Genomic DNA, 22005 nt, shown 5'->3' on the forward strand with positions numbered 1-22005 from the left:
GCTATGGCGGTCGAGTTGAGGCGTCCAAGACCAGCATCACCATGACGTCATAGCACTGGCGGCATAATGACTCTGCCGGGGATGCCCCACCACGCGGGGCAGCTCCGCCACCCCCTCGCTGTCCCACACCCCATACGTCGCCTCGTCCTGGTGCCCGCCGAGGCGGCCGCGCCGCCGCCGGCGTACCCGGGTCACGGGGCCGTGCGCGCAGCGAGGGGAACCCCGTCGCGGGAGCGAAGAACCAGGCATTGAGGAACGCCGCCCGCCGCCGGGCGGAGCAGAGCGGCCAGTCGTACGAGGCCGCGCTGAAAGACGTACTCCGCGAGTACGAGCAGGGCCGACTCGGCGCCGCGGACGGCGCGGTGGCGCAGGAGCGGATGGGCTTCGAGGAGGCCGCTGACGCGGAGGAGTTCCGGCCGCGGACCGGAGGCACCGGGTACTTCGTGGCCGGATACAGCGGCGCCTTCGCTGAGCGCTGGCGGGGACGGCCGAGCATGCCCCCGATCCAGGCGGCAACCGTGTCCGCACCGGCCGGCACGGGATCTGCGCCTTCGGCCGCACAGAACCGCAGGTGGCCCTCGACCGTCGCCCGCACGCGTCGATCGTGTTGGAAGCCCGACCGATGTCCGCCCTGAACTGCAGTCACCGTCGGGCCAGTTGATGTTCAGCGAAAGCGGGGAACTCGCCCCGCGGGGCGGGGGCGATGACAGCAGGCTGGTAGTTGCGAGCGCGCCTACTTCCGCCGCAACCACTTCGCCCCGGTGCCTGAGGTCGACTCGCCGGCGGAACTGAACGAGATGGTCGAGCAGTGAAGTGGCCCGGCACGAACGGCTGATCGCCAAGGGCAGCTGCCGCCTGGAGCTGGACCACTACCTGGGGGCCCTGATCCGCAAGCCGGATGCCTTCCCCGGCGCCGCCGCCCTCGAACAGGCCCGCTCGGCAGGCAAGTTCACCCCTGTCCACGACGCCTGGTGGGCCCAGGCCCCCGCAAGAGCCATGGTGAACACGACGGCACCCGGGCACTGATCGAGGTGCTCCTGTGCGGAGCCGACGAAGACGGTGAGGGGGTGCAGGCAGACGTGGCTGGATCCCGTCGGTATCTGGGCAAACACCGCGCGAGCCAGATCATCGCATTGAGTTAATGTCCCCGGCTTCCCTTGGCTCGGGGGGTGGACCGGCCGTTAGTGTCCTCATGGATCTGGCCGGGTTCCCACTCGTATACCCCTTTGCGCTCCGCTTCCCGCGGTGGAGCCCTCATGCGCGCGTCACCGTCCTGACCAAGGAGAGCTGGCCCGATGACTGTTGACTCGAGCCCGGAAGAGCGACTGGAGCTGCCCCCGCAATCCAGCCTGGGTACAGCGGCTGCCCGCAACCTCACCCACACCACCAAGTCCGCCCCGCAGATGCAGGAGATCACCTCCCGCTGGCTGCTGCGGATGCTCCCCTGGGTGGAGGCCAAGGGCGGGCACTACCGGGTGAACCGTCGTCTGAACTACACCGTCGGCGACGGGTGCGTGGAGTTCATTCAGGACGGTGCCGATGTCCGGGTGATCCCCCGAGAGCTCGGTGAACTGGCTCTGCTGCGCGGCTTCGACGACGTGGAGGTGCTGACGGCGCTCGCCGAGCGGTGCGTCCAACGCGAGTTCCGGCCCGGCGAGACGCTGGTGGAGCGCGGTGCGCCGGCGGACCGGCTCTACCTGATCGCGCACGGCCGCATCGGCCAGACGTCCGTCGGCAGGTACGGCGACGAGGTCGCCCTTGACGTACTCGCCGATGGTGAACGGTTCGGAGAGCACGCCCTGCTGGACGAGGACGCCCAGTGGGCGCACACCGCCACCGCCGAGACGCCGGGCACGCTGCTCACCTTGTCGCGCGCCGACTTCGCAGCCGTGCTGGAGGCGGCGCCGGGCCTGCGGGAGCACATCGAGGAGTTCAGGTCGCTCTCCAGCCGGCGGCAGAATCATCGCGGTGAGGCGGAGATCGCGATGTCGGCCGGCCACACCGGCGAGCACGAGCTGCCCGGCGCGTTCGTCGACTACGAGGTCACACCGCGCGAGTACGAACTCTCGGTCGCGCAGACCGTTCTGCGGATCCACACCAGGGTCGCCGACCTCTTCAACGGGCCGATGAACCAGACCAAGGAGCAACTCAGGCTCACCATCGAGGCGTTGCGCGAGCGCCAGGAGGACGAGCTGATCAACAACCGGGAGTTCGGCCTTCTCCACAACGCCGACTTCAAGCAGCGCTTTCAGACACACTCCGGCCCGCCGACCCCGGACGACATGGACGAGCTGCTCTGCCGCCGCCGCGGCTCGAAGTTCTACCTCGCCCATCCCAGGACGATCGCGGCGATCGGGCGTGAGTTCAACGCGCGCGGCCTCTATCCGGACCACGTCGACCTCGGCGGCCAGAACGTTCCGGCCTGGCGCGGAGTCCCGATTCTTCCCTGCAACAAGATCCCCATCACGAAGGAGAAGACCAGCTCGATCCTCATCATGCGTACCGGCGAGGACAACCAGGGTGTCATCGGTCTGCATCAGACCGGTCTGCCGGACGAGTACGAACCGGGCTTGTCGGTCCGCTTCATGGGCGTCGACGAGAAGGCGATCACCTCCTACCTCGTCAGCACGTACTACTCCGCCGCGATCCTCGTGCCGGACGCGGTCGGTGTGCTGGAGAACGTGCAGATTGCCCGCTGGCCCTAGTGACGGGCCCGGTCCGTGAGACAGGGCGCGACCCCGGGGCGGCAGGCCCTCGGACCATGTGGGCCGGTCGCGCATGCCCGAAAGGCCCCTGACGGGCCGCCCATCCCACCAAGGAGCCATGGATGCCCGTGCCTGAGCTGACACCTCCGCAATCGAGTCTGCCCGACGCCGCCTCCCGCTTCGGGGCGCACGTCCTCGCCGAGGCCGCGGCCCGCGCCTGCGACATCAAAGCCGCCACCGGCGACCCGCCCGACCCGCCCCCCGTACCGTCCCCCGCCCTGCCTCCCCTCGACGCCCCGGCAGCCGCGGCGCCGGCCCCGGGCATCGACCTGGAACGGATCCTGCGTGGCCCCAGCGGCCTGGGCACCCAGGGCCTGCACCTGTTCCGGCAAGAGGAGCCTCTGCTCGGGCAAGAGAAGCACCCCGTGCCGTCGGCAGCTCCGGCGGAGGGCAGGCCGATCCCGGGCCTCTACCATCACCCGGTGCCCGAGCCCGACCCGGTGCGGGTCGAGGAGGTCAGCCGCAGAATCAAGTCCTGGGCGCTGGACGAGGTCGCCCTGTACCCGGACGACTGGGAGGAGGAGTTCGACGGCTTCTCCGTGGGCCGCTACATGGTCGCCTGCCATCCGGACGCGCCCACCGTCGACCACCTGATGCTCGCCACCCGCCTGATGGTGGCCGAGAACGCGGTGGACGACTGCTACTGCGAGGACCACGGGGGCTCGCCCGTCGGCCTCGGGGAGCGCCTTCTGCTGGCGCACACCGCCCTCGACCCCCTGCACACGACGCAGGAGTACCAGCAGCCCTGGGCGAGGTCGCTCCACGCGGACGCACCTCGGCGCGCCTACCGCTCCGCCATGGAGTACTTCGTCCAAGCGGCCACCCCCTCCCAGGCCGACCGGTTCCGGCACGACATGGCCCGGCTGCACATGGGGTACCTCGCCGAAGCCGCTTGGGCTCAGATGGATCACGTACCTGAGGTGTGGGAGTACCTGGCGATGCGCCAGTTCAACAACTTCCGTCCCTGCCCGACGATCACCGACACCGTCGGCGGCTACGAACTCCCGGCGGACCTGCACGCCCAGAGCGCCATGCAGAAAGTCATCGCGCTCGCGTCGAACGCGACGACGATCGTGAACGACCTGTACTCGTACACCAAGGAACTCGACTCTCCCGGCAGGCACCTGAACCTGCCCGTCGTGATCGCCGAACGTGAGGGCCTGTCCGACCGGGACGCCTATCTGAAGTCGGTCGAGGTCCACAACGACCTCATGCGCGACTTCGAGTCCCACGCCGCCGCCCTGGCGGCGGACTGTCCCGTCCCGAGTGTGCAGCGCTTCCTGCGGGGCGTGGCCGCATGGGTCGACGGTAACCACCACTGGCACCAGACCAACACCTATCGCTACCGCCTGCCCGACTTCTGGTAGGAAGAATGGACACATCTGTGACCAGCACCGAACTCACCGCCACCGACACCCCTGTGCGCATCCCCGGCCCGGCGACGCCCTACCAGGGGGACATCGCCCGCTACTGGGACGGGGAGGCCAGGCCCGTGAACCTGCGTCTCGGCGATGTCGACGGTCTCTACCACCACCACTACGGCCTCGGTGAAGTCGACCATGCCGCGCTCGGTGACGCCGAGGACAGCGAGAGCGAGAAGAAGCTGATCGCCGAGCTCCACCGATTGGAGTCGGCACAGGCCGAGTTCCTTCTGGGACACCTCGGCGACATCGGGCCTGACGACACCCTGGTGGACGCCGGCTGTGGCCGGGGCGGCTCCATGGTGATGGCGCACCAGCGCTTCGGCTGCAAGGTCGAAGGTGTCACCCTGTCGGCCAAGCAGGCCGACTTCGCCAACCAGCGCGCCCGCGAACTCCGCATCCAGAACCACGTCCGGGCCCGCGTCTGCAACATGCTCGCCACGCCTTTCGAGACGGGGCAGGCCGCGGCCTCGTGGAACAACGAGTCGAGCATGTACGTCGACCTGCACGACCTCTTCGCCGAACACTCCCGCATCCTCGAGGCCGGCGGTCGCTACGTGACCATCACCGGCTGCTGGAACCCGCGGTACGGCCAGCCCTCGAAGTGGGTCTCCCAGATCAACGCGCACTTCGAGTGCAACATCCACTCGCGCCGTGAGTACCTGCGCGCCATGGCCGACAACCGCCTCGTGCCGCAGGCCGTTGTCGACCTCACCCCCGCCACCCTGCCCTACTGGGAGCTGCGGGCCACGTCCTCGCTGGTCACGGGAATCGAGGACGCGTTCATCAACTCCTACAAGGACGGGTCCTTCCAGTATCTCCTCATCGCAGCCGACCGGGTCTGAACCGGGCTGACCCCACTGCGTACTGACAGGGCGGGGCCCGTCCGTCCGCGTAAGGCGGGCGCTCAGGTGCGTTCGTCGAGCCGGGCCGAGTGTGGTGTGACGGGGTCGCCGGCCAGCGGGCCGTCGCCGCTGGAGTAGAGGCTGGCTTCGACGACCTCTTCCCAGTCACCGAAGTCGGCTTGTGCTTCAGCGGGCTGGATGTCGAAGGTGACGTCGAGGTCGCCGTGCGGGGTGCCGGTCTTCACGCTGGCGTGGGTGCCCTCCGTGTTCACGCTGACCAGGCCGTTGCCGGCCCGCCTGTCGTCGATGCGCTCGAGGGGGGCTTCCGCGTCGGTGTCGAGCAGCTCGTACTGGTGGTGTGAGACAGGGATCTGCATGACCTGGTGGGCCCCTTTCTTCGCCGCTGGCCGCGGGGTGGAGTGGGTGCCGTGCCCGATGAGCCGGCACGGCACCCGGATCCTGTGGTGCTGGTGCTGGTGCTGGTGCTACGGGTCAGACTTGCGCCCAGTAGTCCTGTTCGTCCTCGGGGACCCAGGCTGTGCCGCGGCTGTTCGCGGGGACGTCATGCCCGCCCTCGCGGGTGCTGGCGAAGGGATACTCGTCGCATGACAGGCCCGGCCCGGGGCGGTGTCTGCCGGGGCGGGCACACCTTGTCGCGGTTCTGCTTGGCGATCGCCTTGCTGCCCTCGCGGTGCAGCGGTTTGCCTGATCCGATGCGCCCGTAGTGGCCGCCGCCGGCCTGGACGTTGCGGATGTTCTGGGCGATGTGCGGGAGATCGCGCATCGTGGTCATGACAGGGATGAACGTGTGGAACACGCATCCGGCCCTTATCAGGCGGGTGGCTCCGCTCCAGAAGGTGTCATCGCAGCGGAAGGGCACCGTGCGGTAGTTGAAGCCGCCGGGCGTGTATCCGGCTTTGGTGAAGGTGTAGGTGTACTTCGAGGAAGCACTGTCCTTCTTCGGGTGCCCCGCGGTCCCACGGACCCTCGACTGCGCTGCGTTTCGCTCGAGCAGGGGAGGCACTACTGCGCCGCTGCGCCCGCGCTCCGCGCGCACGACGGGCGTTCAAGGACGGGCTCTCAGCCCGTGGGTCACTTAGAGCCTGTTTGAACTCCTGTCTGCACAGCGATGCTCGGCGCGCCCCCTCCCTCATGTCCTGGGGAGATGCACGCCCCTCGTACGCACCGAGCGGCTGCGCCCGCGCTCTGCGCGACCACGAGGTTCAAAGGTAGGCTCTCAGGTTGACTCTGTTGGGGATCTTGGACGCCTGGGCTCAGGCGCCGAGAGTTCTCCAGCACTTCGGCCGCGGTTCTCGCGCCGGTCCTGGAAGGACCCGAAGGCCGTGGTCAAACCGGTACGTGAGAGGTTGAGCGCGTGGACAGCGACATAGCCGTCGCGCTGATCGGTGCGATCGGTGTGGGTGGCACCATCGTCGGAACCTTCGCCGGCATGGTGCTCGGCGCCCGCATCCAAGCCCGCGGCGGACACGACCAGGCCCAAGCCGCACGCGACGCAGCCACCACCACCGCCACCGCCACGGCGCGTCAAGCAATGGCCGAACGCCGTTGGGCGATCCTCGCCGAATACCTTCGCTCAGCCGCCGCTCTCCACGAGAGCGCGAATCGGCTCTACGCATTGAGCGCGGACGTCCGTATCGCTGGCAGTCTGATCACCGTGGACGGACCGGCTCTTGAAGCCGACGTAGAGGAGCGGCGGCATGCCCTGCTTTACGCGTACGCCGAGGCCGAACTCGGCGCACCCGCCGAGATGCGCTCCCTGGTCTCCGATCTACAGGACAGAACGTTCTCTCACGTCGAGCAATCCATCAGGGGCAGAGACCTCATCAGCGCACATACAGTCCTGCGCGACCTCGCCGCCGCGCAGGGCCACGACTCATCAGCCGGTCGAGCACACCTCGCCGTGACGACGCCGTCCGCGCCTCACCCAGTCGACGACACGACACAGGAGGACCTCGCGCGCTGGCGTCTTGAAGCCACGAGGGCCTTGGAAGATGTCCGCGAACTGACCGTCGAGCAGCGCCGTTTGCTCGCCTACCTCCCCGACGAGGACCAGACCCTCATCGTCATCGAGGCCGGGGACCGGTACACAGAAGCATGGGACGCCCTGGTCACCGCTGCACGCCGAACACTGGGAACCGACCCCACTTAGTGGTTGGCACTCACAGGGATCGAAAACAGCTACTAAAGGTTGTCCCGTGATAGGTCTTCGTCTCGGTGAGGACCGGGTCCATCAGGCGGCGGCGGGGGCGAGATTGTGGCAGTTGACTTCCACAACCCCTTCCGGTGCGGGCAGCCGAAGAAGAATGGCGAACCGTGCGGGTGGGATATCACCCGGGAGCCCTGCCGGGCCCACCTGGCCCCCGAGGACATGCAACGGGAACATGAGCGGCAACAGGTCGCAGAAGAACGCAAGCGGGTAGCCGAGGAAGAGCGGCAGCGCGAGACCGGCGACCGGCGCCTCAACCTGATCGGCATCCTCTCGGTGGCCTGCCCGCACTGCATGGTCCCGGCCGCCGCCCTATGCCAGAGCCCCCAAGGGCTCGTCGTGCGTCCCCTCCACAGGGCACGGCGCCAACTTGCCGGGGTCCACTGGCCCAAGGAGTTTGTCGTCGAGGCCACGAACATCTACACCCTGCGGGTGGCCCAGCCGCCGCTGGACGCGGACCCCCGCGAAATCCTCGGCGATCCGCTCGAGGATCGCACTCCACAGGCCGAACAGCGGTACGCCCTCGAGCAGCAGGAAGAAGCTCGACGGAAGCTGCACGAAGCCCAGCGTTCCCTCTGGCTGGCCTCCAGCCCTCGCGAGGACGCCATCAGCGCACAGCCCTGCCCCGTATGCCACGTCCGACCTCAGACCGCATGTGTCCATGACGGGAAGCGACGCAAGCGTCCGCACGTCGAACGGGTCGACGCCGCGATGGCGTGCGAACCAAGGGCAGGCTCTCAGAGGGCGTTTTCTCCCAATGTTTCGTCCTGAGACGCGGCTTTGACGAGGTATCAGAGCCCTCGCCAGGTTGGGGTGGGTTCTCTGGTCAGGCGTCGTGCCATCAGGGCGATCATCGCGATGTAGATCATGGCGGTGGAGCGGGCCGGGAGGGCCTCGTAGTCGCGGGCCAGACGGCGGTTCAACATCAGCCAGCCGAGCGTTCTCTCCACGCACCACCTGCGTGGTTGCACGGCGAAACCGCGGGTGCCGGGGGTGCGGCGGACGATTTCGAGGTCGATGCCGAGGCGGGCGGCGTGGTCGACGAGGTACTCGCGATAGACGCGGTCCGCCCAGCCCTTGCGGCGGCGATCCGGTCGAGCAGTCTCTCGCCGGCGGTGGAGTCCTGGATGCTCGCGGCGGTGACCAGGACGGTCAGCAGCAGGCCGGTCGTGTCGATCACGCCTGTCACGTGAGAGACGTGCCCCGCACACAACTCACCAGCCACTCACCAGAATTCACCGCATTACCCTCCGAATAGCATGAAAACGCCCTCTGAGCGCGGGAGGCGGGGCTGCCAGGGCGGCGCCGCATACGTATGTGACGAAGCGCGGTCGCGTGGGGCCCAGGGGCGTCAGTGGGGCCTAAGGCGTCAAGAGAGCAGCAGGACGCGGTCCCAGTGGGCCAGGTGGGTGTCTGGGCCGTCGGACGCGGTCAGGGACAGCAGCGACGCGCCGATGCCGGCGGCGCCTTGCAGGATGCCCGCTACGGGCTGCTTCGCCGGGGGGAAGCAGAACGGGGCATCTGTATCGGCGAGTTGGAGGAGGCGGGTGCCAGCGGTGGCCGCCTGGTCGAGGAGCGCGGTGTCCCCAGTCGTGCGGCCGAGCCGCCACACCGTCTGGAGGAGCCCGGCCTGGCCGTGGCAGACGATGGGCTCGGGCAGAGGGTCTGGGCCCGGCGCCCGGTCACGGAGCGGTAGGGCGGACAGGGCGGCGCGGGCCAGGCGCTGCCAGTCCGCGGTGTCCGTCGCCTGCCCCGCTTGGTGGAGGGCGGAGGCGACGCCGGGGGCGCCGTAGCACCAGCTCGGCCGCGGGACGGGCTGGAGGGCGGCGCCTGCCAGGTGGGGTGGGCGCGAAGCCTCGTCGTCGAAGGCGATGCGCGTCGGCCAGTACGGGCCCGCGTCGTCGGAGAGCGCCCGTTCCGCGACCCAGCCGCCGATGCGGTGCAGCGCACCGTCCTGGCCGGGCACAGTGACACCGTGCTGCGCACAGAGTGCGAGCAACGTCAGCGGGCCGGAGATCCCATGCGCCAGACCGACGTTGAACTCGCCCCGCGGGTACTGCTCGCGGTCGGCGTCCATCACCAGGAGATGCCGCGGCACCCACCAGCCGGGCACCGTACGCCCGTACGCAGTGACCGGCCGGGACAGCTCGGTGAAGTAGTCGAGGGTGTCCCGCAGCGCGGGTCCGCTCGCCGCGCGCTCCTCGGCGCCGCCCTCCACCAGCGCGGTCAGCAGCAGCCGCCCGGTCCCGCACAGCCCGGCGATGGCGTCGTACGAGGCCCAGCGCACCCCGCCCTCACGGGCCGCGGCCGCACGCTCCGCCGCCACCCGTCCACGCTGCTCGTCCGCCACGTACGCGACGAGGCGGGAGCGCAGCCGCGGGTAGTGGCCGCCCAGCGGGGCGCAGGCCTGCACCGCGGCCAGGACGGCCGCGGGACCCATGTGCAGGCCCACGGAAGCGGTTCCGTTCGCGAGCGCCTGCGCGGCGGCGGAGACGTGGGCGTGGGCGGCACGCAGCCAGGAACGGTCGCGGCGGGCGAGTTCGGCGAAGAACAGGGCCACTCCCGCGTGGCCCTCCAGGCTGTCCGCGCGCGTGGCGCCCGGGCAGTCGTCCGAGCCCGCCGCGTTCCGCGTCACCCGCTGCGGATCGGTGAGGGCTTCGGCCACACGCGACACGACCGCCTCCACTGACCCGGCCGCTTCCGATGACCCGGCCGCTTCCGAGGAGGCCGGTGCCGAGGTGCTCGGGGCGGCCGTCCGTCCGGCGGGCTGGGGAGAGGTGCGCGGGGAAAGCGTACGCGTGCGAGGCGTGTGCGGAGATGATGCGGTCATCGCTGGTGCCTTCGCCGGTCGGCGTGAGCCACGATGCAGGCGCGGGCCAGCGCGAGGGCGTGACGTTCGCGGTCTCGTGCGTAGCCCACGAGGCGGTTGCAGGCCATGTGCGTCAGGCTCGGCACGACGTGGGCGAGCGGAGGGGTGTCCGGCCCGGCGTGCGCGGCGAGCTGGTCCACGTACGCGCGAAGGGCCGCGGTGGACTCCTTGAGCGCGGTGACGACCGCCAGGCCCTGTTCGCTCTGCCGCAGCCCCGGCCAGTCGCCCGCCGGGTCGATGAGACGCAGCCACGCGGCGCGGCGCTCGCGGAAGTCCTCCGGCAGCTCCCGTGCGGATGCCAGACGGCACAGCCAGGCCGCCCCCAGCTCATCCTGGCCCTCGTATCTCCTGACCACGTCGTCCATGGGGGGCGGTTGAGCGAGTCCCTGCGCCAGCGACGCCACCGTCAGCGCGGCGAGCCCCGTACTGTCCAGGTCGAGACCACCGGTGTGGGCGGCCGACAGGAGTATGAGGGCCGCCCGGCTGTCGGCGCAGAAGTAGCGCTCGGCGGACTCCTGGACCTGCGGCCCGCCGTAGCGCTCCCACTCCGGGTCGTAGGTGTCGAGGGCGAACCGGCCGATCACGCCCTCGTCCGTCCACCGCCGCACCGCCTCCCGCAGTCGGGGGAACAGGCACTGCCACAGCGCGTCAGGCGTCCCGTGGAACCGCAGCCGCAGATGATCGTCGTCGTCGCGGTAGCGGATGAAGAACCAGCGGTCCGTGGCGGCGCGCTCGTCGTCCGTCAATCCGTGAAGGAACGGGGAAAGCCGCTCGCGCAGGAAGGAGTCGACGGACCGCGCGGGAAGGTAGAGCTTGCCGTACAGCCACTCCTCGCCGGGCAAGGACTGGCGGGGGCGATTCGCGATCTCAACGGTCCGCGCTGACAAGGGGGTTGGGGCGATCTCGGCATTCCTCGCCGTGCGAAGCAGCGGCACGACCAGTTCGGCAAGGCGTGGCGCGTCGGAGCCGTCTCGCAGCCACCCGTCCGGCCGCTCGCTGCCGCCGGGCAACTCCTCGGCGATCAAGTCGGGTTGCTTGGCGACGAGGTCGCGCAGCACGTCCAGGTGCCAGCGGCACTCCAGATCGAGCCGCAGCCGTCGGTCGAACTGACCCACCACCACATGCCGGGGCACCGCCCAGCGGTCCCGCCACACCGCGACCGCTTCCCGCCAGGCATCTTCGGCCTTGTCGCCCCTCTTGCTCGCGTGGGCCTGCTGGTCGCGGATCCGCTCGCCCAGTTCGTCCAGGCGCCACCGCGCGGCGGCGAGGACCGCCCTGCCGTACCGCACCCGTGGCAGAGCGGGCAGATCGCTGAGCGGGCCCCACTCCCACGGGCGCGGGTAGTGGTGTCCGAACCGGCCGATGTCGAGCAGCAGCCGCGCCGCGTTCGGGGCCTGCCCCTGCGCATCGAGCGCGTGATCGGCGCGCGGCCGCACCCTGCGCCCCGACGGCAGGTGCACCGCGTACAGGGCGTCACGGTCGGCGCCGACGGCGATCTCGTGGAGGCCGACCTCCTGCGTCTCGGTCGTCGACGGGCTGCCCAACGAGATCCGAAGCAGCGCGGTCGGCGGGCAGTTGGCGACGTTGCGCGCCCGACTGAGGCGAGGCTGGTACGCGATGGTGAGAGGCAACTCGGAGTCCTGGTCCGGCGCGCTGTCCCGCGCGCACGCGGCGGCCACCTCATCCGGCAGCGTGCCCAGCAGCCCCGCGAACCGGCCCATGCTCGCCCCCGCCTCCAGCGGACCGGGCCAGGGACCGGCCGCCAGCAGGTAGTCCCCGCCGGACAGCGCCTCCTCGGACGCGGCGACGAGCTGACAGTAGAACTCGCAGGAATCCGGCACCTGGTGGGCGCCCGGCGGGTTCGGCGCAAGGCGGTCCACGAGCGCGTCGTCCAGGACCACTTCGCTGCGCCCCGCACGGCAGGCATCGGCCACCAACCGGCCCAGCAGTCGGCCGAGTTCAGTGCCGGAAGAGGGCCGTCCCGTGGTGGCGGCGGTGGCGGTGGCGGTGGCCGGTCGCGCCGCGTGCTGCGGCCACTTGTATCCGGCGGGAGCCCCGAGGCCCCGGGTGTCGTCGAGCAGTTCCGGGAGCGGTACGAGCCGGTCCTGTCCATAGCGCTCCAGGAACGCCTCGTGATAGGCGCCTAGGTGGGCGGCGCCGGGCACGGGCGAGGAGAGGCGCCACAGCACACCGGCCGCGCGCGCCGCCTCGTCGAAGACGCTGACGGGCAGGTGCACTTCCGCGCCCAGCGCCAGGTCCACATGAAGGGAGCGCTCGGCCTCTCTCAACTCGCGCATACGGGCGTTGAGGTCGCGGAGTGGCTGATACCGCTGTCCCAGGGGCGTGGCGTCGTACCGCGTGCGGGCAGCGGCGACCCGACGTAGCGCCTCCAAGGGCATACGGGCTGCCGCACAGTCCTTCGCGATCCGCTCAAGAACGGAGGTGACCTGTTCCAGGGCATCAGAGCCGTCCAGGCGCGGGCGCAACTCCGTGAACAGGAACTCCTGGTCGACCAGCTGCCGGACCACCCGTAGCGCCGCGCCCGGGGGAGCGCCCGGGAAGCGCCGCTCCAGGTCGCGTACGACATCGCCCACGGCCACGCCGTCCCGCACGCTGTCCAGCGCGGCCCGCACGGCCGCGGTGTGCCGCACCGAGATCTCGTCCTTGGGCCGATCGCCGGCCCCCGGAGTGGAGTTGGACGGGGCGAGCACCACGAGGCGCTGCCCCCGCGTCACCAGGCCCGCGTGACGGTGGAGCGCGAGGTGTACGAAGATCTCCGGATCGCTCTCCCACTCCCGGACGAGACCGGCCAGCCAGTCGAGGTCGACCTGGGTACGGCTGACGGGACCGGACTGCCAGCGCACCTTGGCCGCCTCTCCCGCCCGCGCCGGGGCGACCCCGGCGAAGAGCCCGAACGGAGTGCACCGCGTGCGGATGCGGCTCTCGTAGCGGGCCACCGAAAGAGCCGCCTTGCGCAGCTGGGCGTCTGGTTTTGCCGCTGGTCCGCCTCGGTCCTTGCTGAGGCCTACCAGCCGCGCGAGGGACGGACTGGCGACACCGAGGGCGTCCATGAACACCGCGTCCGCCGCGGCGCCGTGCAGGAGCTCGACGGGGGAGGAGGCGGCGAGCCACCCGGGTGGTCGCGGATCGCGCAAGGGGGCGCGCAACAGAGCTCGGTACACGGGCTGAAGGGGCCCTTCGGAGAGGGCCCCTTCAGCTGGCATCGATGTCCTCAACTGTTTGAGGACTAACAGGTGATGCAGGTGACGGGATTGAGGACGGTCTGACAGCTTCCCGAGCAACCGATCGTGGGGAAGGCCGCGTCGGGTTCGGCGGAGCTGAGGGCTATCTCCACGTCGAGGTCGAAGACGTCGTCGAGCGCGACGTCCTCCGTGACTTCCGTAGTAGCAGAGAGCATGGAACGACACTCCTTCAGTGAACGAGAATCCAGCGGACGAATGTCGCACTCGCAGCTGACACGAGAGGCCTCATCGTAAAGCCCCGGCCTACGTCCTAGACACGTCAGCGTGACGACAATCCGCCTGTGCATGCCGGGAGTTGGCGTGATTCATTCGATGGGGAGGGGCGGGTGGGGCTGCTGATCCGCGGGGTGTGCGAGGCGGCTGGAGGGGCCCGACACAGGTCGTGCGATGAGCTTCGCCGGGTCCGCGGAGTCTCACTACCGTTGTCCGACACCACAGGAGGAACACGTGACCAGCTACTGAGAGTCCAGAATTTCGGCGTCTCGAGCGATGGCGTCGGCGCTTGCGCACGGACTCCGGAGGGAGCCGGGGCCTTGACGACTACTTCACGCGGGACTACGAGCGCAACATCGGTGCCGAGATCATGGGCTGCAACAAGTTCGGGCCCCAGCGCGGACCCTGGCAGGACCACGAGTGGCGCGGCTGGTGGGGCGACGAGCCGCCGTTCCGCACTCCGGTGTTCGTCATGACCCACCACGAGCGCCCTTCGTTCACGCTCTCCGACACCACGTTCCACTTCGTCGACGGCGACCCGGCCACGGTCCTCACGCGGGCGAGGGAGGCGGCGCAGGGCAAGGACGTCCGGCTCGGCGGCAGGGCCACCACCATCCGGGAGTTCCTCGACGCCGACCTCGTTGCTCAGGGAGGCGGGGACCACGCCCCGGTGATTCCTCCAAACCCCAGGACCTCGCCAAGGGGCAGGGCGTGAGCCTGGCCGTCGTGCGCGAAGCGCTCGTACGGCTGGTCGGTGAGGGCTTCGCCGCCGGCTTCCCAACCGCGGCTGCGCCGTTCCGGCCTTCTCTGACCGTACCTCCCGACGGCCGATGCCATCATCGTGGTCGGCACGCGACTCCTGGATGCGGAGGACCCGCCACCTCCACCACCGCGCCCCGGGGATCCGGGACGGAAGTCCGGTGGAAGCTTCGTGCTGTACACGGCCCCCACCAAGGAGGGCGGACCCGGCTCGTTCAGCAGGATCAGCGGTCCCCATGCCTTCGGCAGACGGGACCGGGGCGACGGCCAGGAGACGGCCAGGAGCAGGCTGGACTTGACTTCCTCCCGTGCCCCGGGGCGCCGGCGCCGCGGTGAGCGCCCTCGCGCACCTCTGCCTCGACGCCGCCGAGGGCGCGCTTGCCCAGGCGCTGCTCACCGTGCACCTCGTCCGGGTCATGGCACGCGCAGGCGACCTTCCCGAACCGTGACCCCGGTACTGCAACACGAACACCGATCCCGCATTCTCTATGCGTAATTCGCATTGAGGATGCTAGGTTGGGGTTCATGATGAGTACGGAGGAACTGCTCAGACTCACCGTCACGGCGCTCATGACCCGAACGGGAGAGCGTCAGGCGATGCTGGCCGAGGGGATCGGCCTGGCACAGGCGCAGGTCTCACGGAAGCAGACCGGCAAGGCGCACTGGACCCTGGATGACTGCGACCAACTCGCCGCGCACTACGGCATGTCGGTCCTCGATCTGCTCGCCGGCCCCACGCACGCCGTGACGGCGCTGTCCGCCGACCGCCGCACCGGCCCCGCGCAAGCATCGCTGCCGCTCGCCGTGCCGCCCGCAGCTCCTCCTGCTCCAAGGCCGGTGGCGGTGCCGCACAGCCAGGCCCTGAGCGGGCCGTGCGTGCTGTGCGGGCAGCCGGCTGCGGACGAGGTGGAGGGCATCTGGCAGCACCTGACGAGCGAAGAGTGCGCCGAGGCCCAGGACGCGGCCGAGCCGCTCGCCAACTACCCCGAGGACGAGCACCAGGAGGAGGAAGGCGCGCCCACGGGCCCGGGGGAGCCCGCGACGCCGTACCCCGGCGACCCGCAGCCCGAACCCGAGCAGGACCCCGCCCCGGCGATCGCCGAGGACCCCGCCCCCGCCCCGGCTGCGGCTGCGGAGGACCGGCGGCCGACGGCGGCGGGCCGGGCGCCCGGGTATGCCTCGGGGACGCTCGTCGACCAGATCCACGCCCGGGTGCGGGACGTCCTGGCCTGGTCGCAGGGCGACGTCGAGGCGGCACAGGCCGCGCTCATCAAGACCGCGATCCCCGACGTGATGGCCCTCTTCGACCGCTCCAGGGTCGGCGGCCGGTACGCGCACTCGAAGTTCCCGCCCACTGACGGAATTCTGCGGAAGAAATCACAGAAGGGCGCTGACGAGATCTGGGAGGGCCGCCCGAAGTGGCGGAACAAGAACGCTCTCGACCTGGCCAAGAAGGGCGAGCAGATCGAGGTGACCGCCCTCGACATGAACGCGGCCTATCTCTCCGCATTCAAATGCTGGCTCCCCGTCGGGAAGCTGGTGGAAGACACCTCCGGGATCCACGATCCGAAACGGTCCGGCGTCTACCAGATCACCCCGCCCGCCTGGGAGCACACGGACCTGCCCAACCCCCTCGGGGCCCGCAAGGAGCCCGGCCCGGTCTGGGTCCCGGACTCCCTGGTGCGCCTCCTGCTCGACTGCACGAAGTGGGACCTGTGCGCGGCACCCGAGATTCACCGGGCAATGCTGTCCGGCGCCACCGAAAACCTCCTGGAGAAACTGCGCCGCGCTCTTGCGGAATCCCGCGATAACGCGATCACGGAAAACGATGAACTCGTCGTGGAGTACGTGAAGTCCATGTATTCTAAGTTCGTGTCCACGATCGGCGAGTCCAGCGCGAACACAGATATCCGCCGCCCGGACTGGATGCACATTATCCGCTCGAAGGCGTTCACGAACCTGTGGCGCAAGGCATACAAAGCCAGCACGGCGGGCCTGACCGTGATCGAGATTTCCGGCACCGACGAACTGCATGTCGCAGGGGACTGGCAGCCTGTCTTTCCCGAGGGCCGTGCGCTGAACCAGGTGAAGGCGAAGAACACCTATACGCTCGGGGGTAGCCGGTAGTGTCTGGATCGCCTGACCTATGGGCCGAATGGGGCGAGTGGCAAAAGTACAACGCCCGTGGCTTGAAGGGCGGCCAGGCCCTGGTCCTGGAGTTGAACCGGATCGTCTACCAGTCCGGCATCGCCTCACCGATCGGCTCCCAACGCGGGCAGAACGCCCGCCTGCGCTACCTCAACAGCCAGGCCGGCCGTGACGAACTGCGCGCCCAGGGCGTCAGCGACCGCGCCATCAAGTCCTGGTACAAAGGCAAGTCCCGCCCCTCCAAGGCCAACCTGGAACGCCTCGATGCCGCGTACTGGGTACGCCGCCGCGCAAACCTGATCCGCTCCGGCTGGCTCAAGCGCCACCTCGACAACAGCGGCCAGGGCCGCAGCGTCGAGATCTACCCCGTCGACCAGAGCGCCGTCGCCCGCGGCCGCGAGCGCCCCAACCTCACCGACCGCTCGATCACCGTCCGGTACGTGTGGGGCGACCTGGTCGACGCCTGGGCCGCCCAGGACACCGACGCACTCGATGAGATCTGGGACGACATCATCACCGACCTCGACAGCGACTACGCGGCCTACGCCTACGTCTCCGCCGTCGGCATCAGCGCCTGACACTCCTGTAGGTTCTCAAAACTCGCGCCATATTCTCAGAACTGACTGCACATCAGGGCCACTTATGGCGCCTTCCTGAGATCGGGCAGGTCAGCGCGTTCACTCTTTGGGCGATGCAGGCCGGCCCGGGCCTGCCTCATCGCCGGAGGCGAGCATCGTGGCTGTACAGGGCACGACCCGGGCTGGGGGTACGCCGTGGACAGTTCCGCTGTAGCAGTCAGCGTTCGCTTCCAAAACGGCAAGAGTGTCGAGGAACTGTTCTGGGAGACCGTGTCCAGGGCCCTGCTGGCGTCGGCATCTCCGTAGCGAACGTTCCGTTGGTACCGAGGCCAGAAACACTTTTCGGGAACTTACTGGGCAACGACACCTGTACGGCTTGGGAGGCGTCGGGCGACCCCGGTTGGTGGCTCGGGGCTCTCACCCTCCTGATGCCGCGGGCAATTCCACGGTGATGCGGAGCCGAGAGCAACAGCGCCCCGTGGCAGGAGTGCTGACCAAGCCGTGCCCGTAGCACGCGTCTGATGATTTCCTAGGTGGTGCCGGTCCTGCCCGCTGTGGCGGGACCGGCACCACATGTCGGTCTGTTGGCGAGCGGAGGACACGAGTGTCGGTGGATGAGTCGTGGGAGAAGATCGAACGCTGGCTTGACCAGTACGCTCCGCAAGAACGGCCCCTGCCAGGGCCGTGCACCCGCTCCGAGTTGAACGGTCTCTGCAGCGCTCTCAGCGTGCGGCTGCCCGAGGATGTTGAGCAATCGCTGTTACGGCACGACGGGTCGGGGCTCACCGATGTCATCCCGTCCACGTTCGCGCTCTACAGCGTCGAGCAAATCGCTGACGAGCATCTTGGAACGCTCAAGTACAAGCTGAAGAACGATCAATACGGCTCGGACGACAGCCGCTTGATCGTGCCGATCGGCGCGCTGGGCGAGATGCAGCTTGTCGTCGACACCCAGACGGGGCATCTCGGGTCATGGGACATCGAGGAGACCGGCTACCGCTGGTTCGAAGGCCCGGGGTGGGCATCCCTTTCGGCCGTGCTCGAAGTCACGGGAAACGCCCTGGCATCCCCGCCCCCGTGGATCGCGGTCATGGGCGACGGTGATGAGTGGCGGGCCATCGATATGGACACCGATTTCCCGGGAACACTGGTCTGGGCCGATGTGAGGGGTTAGTACTGCAGCGGAGGAGGGAAGATGGCGCTGAACAAGAAGGGTTCCCGGCGCATAACCGTTGACGGGATCGAGTACCGCTGGCGGATCCGCAGGAAGCGCTCCTACATGCAGGGCCTCTGCTGGACACCGATGACCTACGCGGTCAAATTGGCCAGCGGCAGCCAGCCGGGCACGACCTTGATCGTCACCAGCGGCCAGGCCCATCCCAGTAACTGGGTGGGCGTCGAGACGGAGCCCATTCGTCCGGCTCACGTTGCTGCCAGCATTCGAGAGGCACGGGATCAAGGCTGGGATCCAACCCGGGGCGGTTCCCCTTTCCAGCTCGACCGATCCGCAGGATTCATCGCCCAGTCATGAGATGAAGCGGAGTAGGGCGGCGCATCTGGCCCGGCATCATGGCCGGGTGACCACATGGATGCGCTGCTACTGGGACGAGGAAGACACCTGGTTCTACTCCGAGGTCGACGCTGAAGGCTGGGTGATCCGGCAGGTCGAACTCGAAGGGCCTGAGCTGACCCCGATCGCAGCTGCCTCCCTGGCCGAGTGGCAGCGAGCCCGCGATGCAGGCCGCCTCGATGAGTACGACAGCAGATTCGGGATTACAGCCGAGCTGCCCGTCTCTGAATGGGAAGGCCACGACCCCAAGCAGCTCACCTTCGAGGAGTTCGAGGAACTCTGGGGTCCTGCCCGTCGCCAGATCGCATCCCGGCCCAGCTGACCTCTCGGCGCCGCACAGGCTTCTTGGCATCATCGCGCCATGACCCCGACGCTTCCCCGCACCGTCCGAGCCGTCGACACCGCTCAGCTCCTGGATCTGACCCAGGAAGCCGCCATGCACGGCTTCAGTCAGCGCCTTCCGGTCGACTGGCTCCAAGAGCACCTCGCCCTAGAAGCGACGCACTACCTGTTCCCCATGCTCGTGCAGCGGCTCACGCACCGTCCGGAGATGCCGCTGCAGTGGAGGTGCCAGCAACTGCTGACTGTCAGCACCGGCGAACAGATCTGGGGTCTCCTCGACGTCCTTCCCGACACCTTCGACAAGATCCCGGAGACCTTGGAAACGGCGTCCAAGAAGGACATCGCCAGCCGCATCGAGCGAGCAACGACCGTGCGTGAGTGGGTGGAACGAATGGCGGCCGATACAGGTTCGTGACGGAGCCGAACCAACCGACGTGGGAGGCCCGCCTCGTCGATCGTCGTAGGGCCGCCGGCGCCTCGTCGTTCTGGTCTCTGTCGGCCGCCTCGTCGCCGCCGGCGCCTCGTGGTCCTGGTGGTGCTCGGCGAGCCCGCGGCCGCGCCCGCGCCTGATGAACCGGACCCAAGTGCCTGTGTCACATCCCTTGATCGGTGACGTGCTGTGATGGTTGGGCAGGTTCGTTCACGTTGGGGTCGGGGTGGGGTTGGGTTCGGGCGCGGGTGAGCTGTTTCACGCGTGGATGACCCCTGGCAGTGGCAGCCCGCAGAAGTCGAAGCGTTCATTGATCATCTGCGGGGTCAGAGGCGGGACTTCGCCTTCTCGACGGCACGCACGCAATCATCAAAATGGGCTGAGGCTGTTCTGTGAGTATGTGACCGACGCCCGCTATGGATGGCCAGTCAAATGCCTGGACACCTTCGTCATGTCCCCGTGCAGATCCTGCACGAATGGAACACGATCACTCACTCCAGCGAATATGAGGGAAAGCCGCCGCGCCTCCAACTGGCCTCGCCTGGCTCTCTGGCGGGCGAGGCGCGCCGCCTCGGCACGGATCACCTGATACAGCCAGGCCCCCGGCCGCCTCAGGGTCGCGCAGCGGGCGCAGGGCGCCGGCGGCCGGGGTGGAAGCGGTGAAGCTGTAGCGGCCGAGCACGTTGAGGTTGCGGTGCTTGAGCGGAGACAGCCGGGCGATGTCCTCGTCGCGGAGCTCGTGGCCCTCGGCCTTCAGCTGGGCGACGGCAGCGTCGATGTACTTCGTGGTCCAGAGCACGATGGCGTTGAGGACCAGGCCGAGCGCGCCGAGCTGGTCTTAGAACTAGCCCAGCACAACGGAGGGTTGCCGACTTCTCGGGCTCCGTAACGGAATGCGACTTCAAGAAAGTTGAGCATCCGCGGCTCGTCCGGTGTGTCGCGGATGCCCCACGTGGTGGCAGAGGATGTGTCGCCCCCCCTCGAACAAGGAGCATATGGGGCGGCAGATCCGCTCGCAGCAGATCGGCCGAGAAACGGGTCAGGCATTCTCCAGAATCGTCTTTAGCTCCGACAGCATCATGATCCAGCCGCCGCTGACACCTTCAAGCATCTTGGAGTCTGCCGAGGTAAAACCATCGTGGGTGATAGTCAGCTTCACACCCAGTTCCGGCTCCTCGGCCGGCTCGATGTCGAAGGCGACCTTCGAGCGCTCCTTGGCCGCCTCGGCGAACTCCGCGTCGCTCATGCCGAACATCTCCTGATGCATCGGCTGCAGCGTGTGCCAGGAGTAGGCGAGCCGCTTGCCGGGCTCCGACTCGGTGACGACCTGGCCGAGGTCCTGCGGCTCGCCACCGTCCTCAACCGGCCACAGCACCTTCGAACCGACCTTCCAGTCGGAAGCGGGCGCCCAGCCACCGTGGTATTCCTTCAGGAACTCCGGGCTGGTAAGACCCTCCCAGAGTTTCTCGGGCGTGGTGTGGATGTAGATCGTGTAAACGAACTCGGGCTTGCTCATCGCCGTTCCTTCCAGGGCCTGCTTCAAGTTGCTGAGCGCGGCCATCCGGCCCCGCTCATACTGGCCGATCCAGCGGTCAGCCATGTCGTGGATGGGCACGGGGTTGAGGTAGTGCAGCCTCTCCCGGCCGCGCCGGACCGTTGTGACCAGGCCCGCGCTCTCCAGCACCAACAGATGCTTGGACACCGCCTGTCTGGTCATCTCCAGTCCCGCACACAGTTCGAGCAGGCTCTGACCGGCCCGCTCGTTCAGCCGGTCCAGCAGCTGCCGTCGGCTCGTGTGTGCGAGCGCCTTGAACACCTCGTCCATGCCATCCAACCCCCTCACCATCAGATTGGCAACCATTTGGTTGCGTGTCAAAGGGCAGGTGGATTGGTGCTTGGTATTCCTGAAAATCGCCCCCTAGGAGATGCGGCACAGCTTCAGCCGCTGGACGGGCCGGGGGGTGAGACGGCCGGCGCTGGTCCGAAAGTCCGGCATCCCGAGGTGCACGGCCGTGTGTCGGGCGGAAACGTCGCGCATCATGGCGACCTTCTGCTCGGCGGCGGCGAGGCTCGCTTTGGTGGTGTCGTTGGTGATGCGGTTTCTGCATTGGGTGTGCGGGGCGTTTTGATCGTTTTGGGCTCGGCTGTCGGGTGTCTTTGATACGGGTTTCGCATGAGGAATGGCGCCCTTTTCCGGTCGGCGCAGTTTTTGCATTGCCGTCGACTTGACTCCGACTGGAATCCGGTCCGGATTTCCACTTTCTGCTTTTTCTTCGTGGTGTAGACCAATATCCTGCTCGTGTTCACGTCAGATATCACGTTGGGTGATGTCGATGGATCCGGGTGAAGTGCTTGACAACCGCCCCCCTCGTGGCTGCATTCTGTAGTTGCAGGGGAGCGCGGGAGCGCGGACCCGGTGACCGGAGGCCCGCAGGGCCGGAGGGAACTATCATCGGTGTTCGGCGGCCGAATTAGCCCCTTGAGTAGGCAATATGATTCCCCGTCAGGGGAATCGAGCGGTAGGCCGACCCTCACACCGGGGCCGCAGACCCGGACCACCGGGACCGCCCCGCAG

Annotated in this window: 21 protein-coding genes and 4 pseudogenes; 16 read left to right on the top strand and 9 right to left on the bottom strand. The window is 68.5% G+C overall.

All coding sequences use genetic code 11. The annotated features are described in order from the left end of the window. Window positions 1-248: 248 nt before the first annotated feature. From STRAU_RS01425 to STRAU_RS01445, 5 genes are all read left to right on the top strand, one after another. Complete coding sequence (locus tag STRAU_RS01425) at window positions 249-635, top strand: hypothetical protein (protein WP_016638423.1); 387 nt, start codon at window positions 249-251, stop codon at window positions 633-635. A gap of 178 nt (window positions 636-813) precedes the next feature. Then, the gene (locus STRAU_RS01430) at window positions 814-1026 is read left to right on the top strand and encodes a hypothetical protein (protein WP_016638424.1); all 213 of its coding nucleotides are present in this window, start codon (window positions 814-816) and stop codon (window positions 1024-1026) included. 269 nt (window positions 1027-1295) lie between these two features. Further along, window positions 1296-2705 (top strand): family 2B encapsulin nanocompartment shell protein, encoded by a 1410-nt coding sequence (locus tag STRAU_RS01435; RefSeq protein WP_037656989.1) that lies wholly within the window; start codon window positions 1296-1298, stop codon window positions 2703-2705. A gap of 122 nt (window positions 2706-2827) precedes the next feature. Then, entirely contained in the window at window positions 2828-4132 is a 1305-nt protein-coding gene (locus STRAU_RS01440) for a family 2 encapsulin nanocompartment cargo protein terpene cyclase (RefSeq protein WP_016638427.1), read from the top strand. Window positions 4133-4149: 17 nt separating this feature from the next. Continuing rightward, window positions 4150-5031 carry a geranyl diphosphate 2-C-methyltransferase gene (locus tag STRAU_RS01445; RefSeq protein WP_016638428.1) on the top strand — a complete coding sequence of 294 codons (882 nt, stop codon included), beginning with the start codon at window positions 4150-4152 and terminating at the stop codon, window positions 5029-5031. A 62-nt stretch (window positions 5032-5093) separates the two neighbouring features. Here the strand turns inward: STRAU_RS01445 and STRAU_RS01450 are convergent, their stop codons facing one another. Further along, window positions 5094-5408, bottom strand: a complete 315-nt coding sequence (locus STRAU_RS01450) for a hypothetical protein (RefSeq protein WP_016638429.1) — start codon at window positions 5406-5408, stop codon at window positions 5094-5096. A 115-nt stretch (window positions 5409-5523) separates the two neighbouring features. Then, entirely contained in the window at window positions 5524-5808 is a 285-nt protein-coding gene (locus STRAU_RS44625; protein WP_078620909.1) for a NucA/NucB deoxyribonuclease domain-containing protein, read from the bottom strand. Between the two features lie 598 nt (window positions 5809-6406). On the opposite strand from STRAU_RS44625, the gene STRAU_RS01460 reads away from it, so the two are divergent. Both STRAU_RS01460 and STRAU_RS42155 read left to right on the top strand, forming a co-directional pair. Then, complete coding sequence (locus tag STRAU_RS01460; RefSeq protein WP_016638431.1) at window positions 6407-7201, top strand: hypothetical protein; 795 nt, start codon at window positions 6407-6409, stop codon at window positions 7199-7201. A gap of 219 nt (window positions 7202-7420) precedes the next feature. Then, window positions 7421-8029: a zinc finger domain-containing protein gene (locus tag STRAU_RS42155; RefSeq protein WP_016638432.1), complete on the top strand. Its 609-nt coding sequence runs from the start codon at window positions 7421-7423 to the stop codon at window positions 8027-8029. A 20-nt stretch (window positions 8030-8049) separates the two neighbouring features. Here STRAU_RS42155 and STRAU_RS39810 read toward each other — a convergent pair. The 4 genes and pseudogenes from STRAU_RS39810 to STRAU_RS42160 all read right to left on the bottom strand — a co-directional run. Further along, window positions 8050-8438: pseudogene (locus tag STRAU_RS39810) on the bottom strand (transposase); the annotation flags it as partial. 189 nt (window positions 8439-8627) lie between these two features. Continuing rightward, on the bottom strand, window positions 8628-9932 hold the full coding sequence (locus STRAU_RS01485) for a lanthionine synthetase C family protein (protein WP_158691991.1): 1305 nt from the start codon (window positions 9930-9932) through the stop codon (window positions 8628-8630). A 152-nt stretch (window positions 9933-10084) separates the two neighbouring features. Then, on the bottom strand, window positions 10085-13294 hold the full coding sequence (locus tag STRAU_RS01490) for a lantibiotic dehydratase (protein ID WP_158691992.1): 3210 nt from the start codon (window positions 13292-13294) through the stop codon (window positions 10085-10087). A gap of 80 nt (window positions 13295-13374) precedes the next feature. Beyond that, the gene (locus STRAU_RS42160) at window positions 13375-13545 is read right to left on the bottom strand and encodes a hypothetical protein (RefSeq protein ID WP_016638437.1); all 171 of its coding nucleotides are present in this window, start codon (window positions 13543-13545) and stop codon (window positions 13375-13377) included. A 267-nt stretch (window positions 13546-13812) separates the two neighbouring features. Between STRAU_RS42160 and STRAU_RS01495 the strand changes: the two are divergent. The 9 genes and pseudogenes from STRAU_RS01495 to STRAU_RS01525 form a co-directional block, all read left to right on the top strand. Next, a pseudogene (locus tag STRAU_RS01495) lies at window positions 13813-14246 on the top strand (dihydrofolate reductase family protein); the annotation flags it as partial. A gap of 23 nt (window positions 14247-14269) precedes the next feature. Beyond that, a pseudogene (locus tag STRAU_RS43365) lies at window positions 14270-14496 on the top strand (GntR family transcriptional regulator); the annotation flags it as partial. Window positions 14497-14670: 174 nt separating this feature from the next. Further along, entirely contained in the window at window positions 14671-14811 is a 141-nt protein-coding gene (locus STRAU_RS42165; RefSeq protein WP_016638439.1) for a hypothetical protein, read from the top strand. 76 nt (window positions 14812-14887) lie between these two features. Further along, a complete protein-coding gene (locus STRAU_RS43370) occupies window positions 14888-16489 on the top strand; it encodes a helix-turn-helix domain-containing protein (protein WP_016638440.1) in 1602 nt (533 codons plus the stop codon). A gap of 62 nt (window positions 16490-16551) precedes the next feature. Beyond that, window positions 16552-17088, top strand: coding sequence for a hypothetical protein (locus tag STRAU_RS01505; protein ID WP_016638441.1), 537 nt, complete (start codon window positions 16552-16554; stop codon window positions 17086-17088). 604 nt (window positions 17089-17692) lie between these two features. Continuing rightward, a complete protein-coding gene (locus STRAU_RS01510; protein WP_037657000.1) occupies window positions 17693-18262 on the top strand; it encodes an SMI1/KNR4 family protein in 570 nt (189 codons plus the stop codon). 21 nt (window positions 18263-18283) lie between these two features. Further along, window positions 18284-18619, top strand: a complete 336-nt coding sequence (locus tag STRAU_RS01515; protein WP_037657001.1) for a hypothetical protein — start codon at window positions 18284-18286, stop codon at window positions 18617-18619. Window positions 18620-18677: 58 nt separating this feature from the next. Further along, window positions 18678-18980 carry a hypothetical protein gene (locus tag STRAU_RS01520; RefSeq protein WP_016638444.1) on the top strand — a complete coding sequence of 101 codons (303 nt, stop codon included), beginning with the start codon at window positions 18678-18680 and terminating at the stop codon, window positions 18978-18980. A gap of 39 nt (window positions 18981-19019) precedes the next feature. Beyond that, window positions 19020-19415 (top strand): hypothetical protein, encoded by a 396-nt coding sequence (locus STRAU_RS01525; protein ID WP_016638445.1) that lies wholly within the window; start codon window positions 19020-19022, stop codon window positions 19413-19415. A gap of 622 nt (window positions 19416-20037) precedes the next feature. Here STRAU_RS01525 and STRAU_RS39830 read toward each other — a convergent pair. From STRAU_RS39830 to STRAU_RS42820, 3 genes and pseudogenes are all read right to left on the bottom strand, one after another. After that, window positions 20038-20268 (bottom strand): annotated as a pseudogene (locus STRAU_RS39830) (Tn3 family transposase); the annotation flags it as partial. Window positions 20269-20469: 201 nt separating this feature from the next. Then, entirely contained in the window at window positions 20470-21255 is a 786-nt protein-coding gene (locus STRAU_RS01535) for an ArsR/SmtB family transcription factor (RefSeq protein WP_016638447.1), read from the bottom strand. Between the two features lie 93 nt (window positions 21256-21348). Next, entirely contained in the window at window positions 21349-21645 is a 297-nt protein-coding gene (locus tag STRAU_RS42820; protein WP_078620907.1) for a hypothetical protein, read from the bottom strand. Window positions 21646-22005 lie beyond the last annotated feature (360 nt).

Source organism: Streptomyces aurantiacus JA 4570 (genome assembly GCF_000414115.1).
In the GTDB taxonomy this organism is placed as follows: domain Bacteria; phylum Actinomycetota; class Actinomycetes; order Streptomycetales; family Streptomycetaceae; genus Streptomyces; species Streptomyces aurantiacus_A.

What these genes read in the sequence shown, in the direction of transcription:
- STRAU_RS01435 (WP_037656989.1), top strand. Translation starts at nt 1,296, where the DNA reads ATGACTGTTGACTCGAGCCCGGAAGAGCGACTGGAGCTGCCCCCGCAA.
- STRAU_RS01440 (WP_016638427.1), top strand. Translation starts at nt 2,828, where the DNA reads ATGCCCGTGCCTGAGCTGACACCTCCGCAATCGAGTCTGCCCGACGCC.
- STRAU_RS01450 (WP_016638429.1), bottom strand. Translation starts at nt 5,408, where the DNA reads ATGCAGATCCCTGTCTCACACCACCAGTACGAGCTGCTCGACACCGAC.
- STRAU_RS42155 (WP_016638432.1), top strand. Translation starts at nt 7,421, where the DNA reads ATGCAACGGGAACATGAGCGGCAACAGGTCGCAGAAGAACGCAAGCGG.
- STRAU_RS42160 (WP_016638437.1), bottom strand. Translation starts at nt 13,545, where the DNA reads ATGCTCTCTGCTACTACGGAAGTCACGGAGGACGTCGCGCTCGACGAC.
- STRAU_RS43370 (WP_016638440.1), top strand. Translation starts at nt 14,888, where the DNA reads ATGATGAGTACGGAGGAACTGCTCAGACTCACCGTCACGGCGCTCATG.
- STRAU_RS01515 (WP_037657001.1), top strand. Translation starts at nt 18,284, where the DNA reads ATGGCGCTGAACAAGAAGGGTTCCCGGCGCATAACCGTTGACGGGATC.
- STRAU_RS01520 (WP_016638444.1), top strand. Translation starts at nt 18,678, where the DNA reads ATGCGCTGCTACTGGGACGAGGAAGACACCTGGTTCTACTCCGAGGTC.
- STRAU_RS01525 (WP_016638445.1), top strand. Translation starts at nt 19,020, where the DNA reads ATGACCCCGACGCTTCCCCGCACCGTCCGAGCCGTCGACACCGCTCAG.
- STRAU_RS01535 (WP_016638447.1), bottom strand. Translation starts at nt 21,255, where the DNA reads ATGGACGAGGTGTTCAAGGCGCTCGCACACACGAGCCGACGGCAGCTG.
- STRAU_RS42820 (WP_078620907.1), bottom strand. Translation starts at nt 21,645, where the DNA reads ATGCAAAAACTGCGCCGACCGGAAAAGGGCGCCATTCCTCATGCGAAA.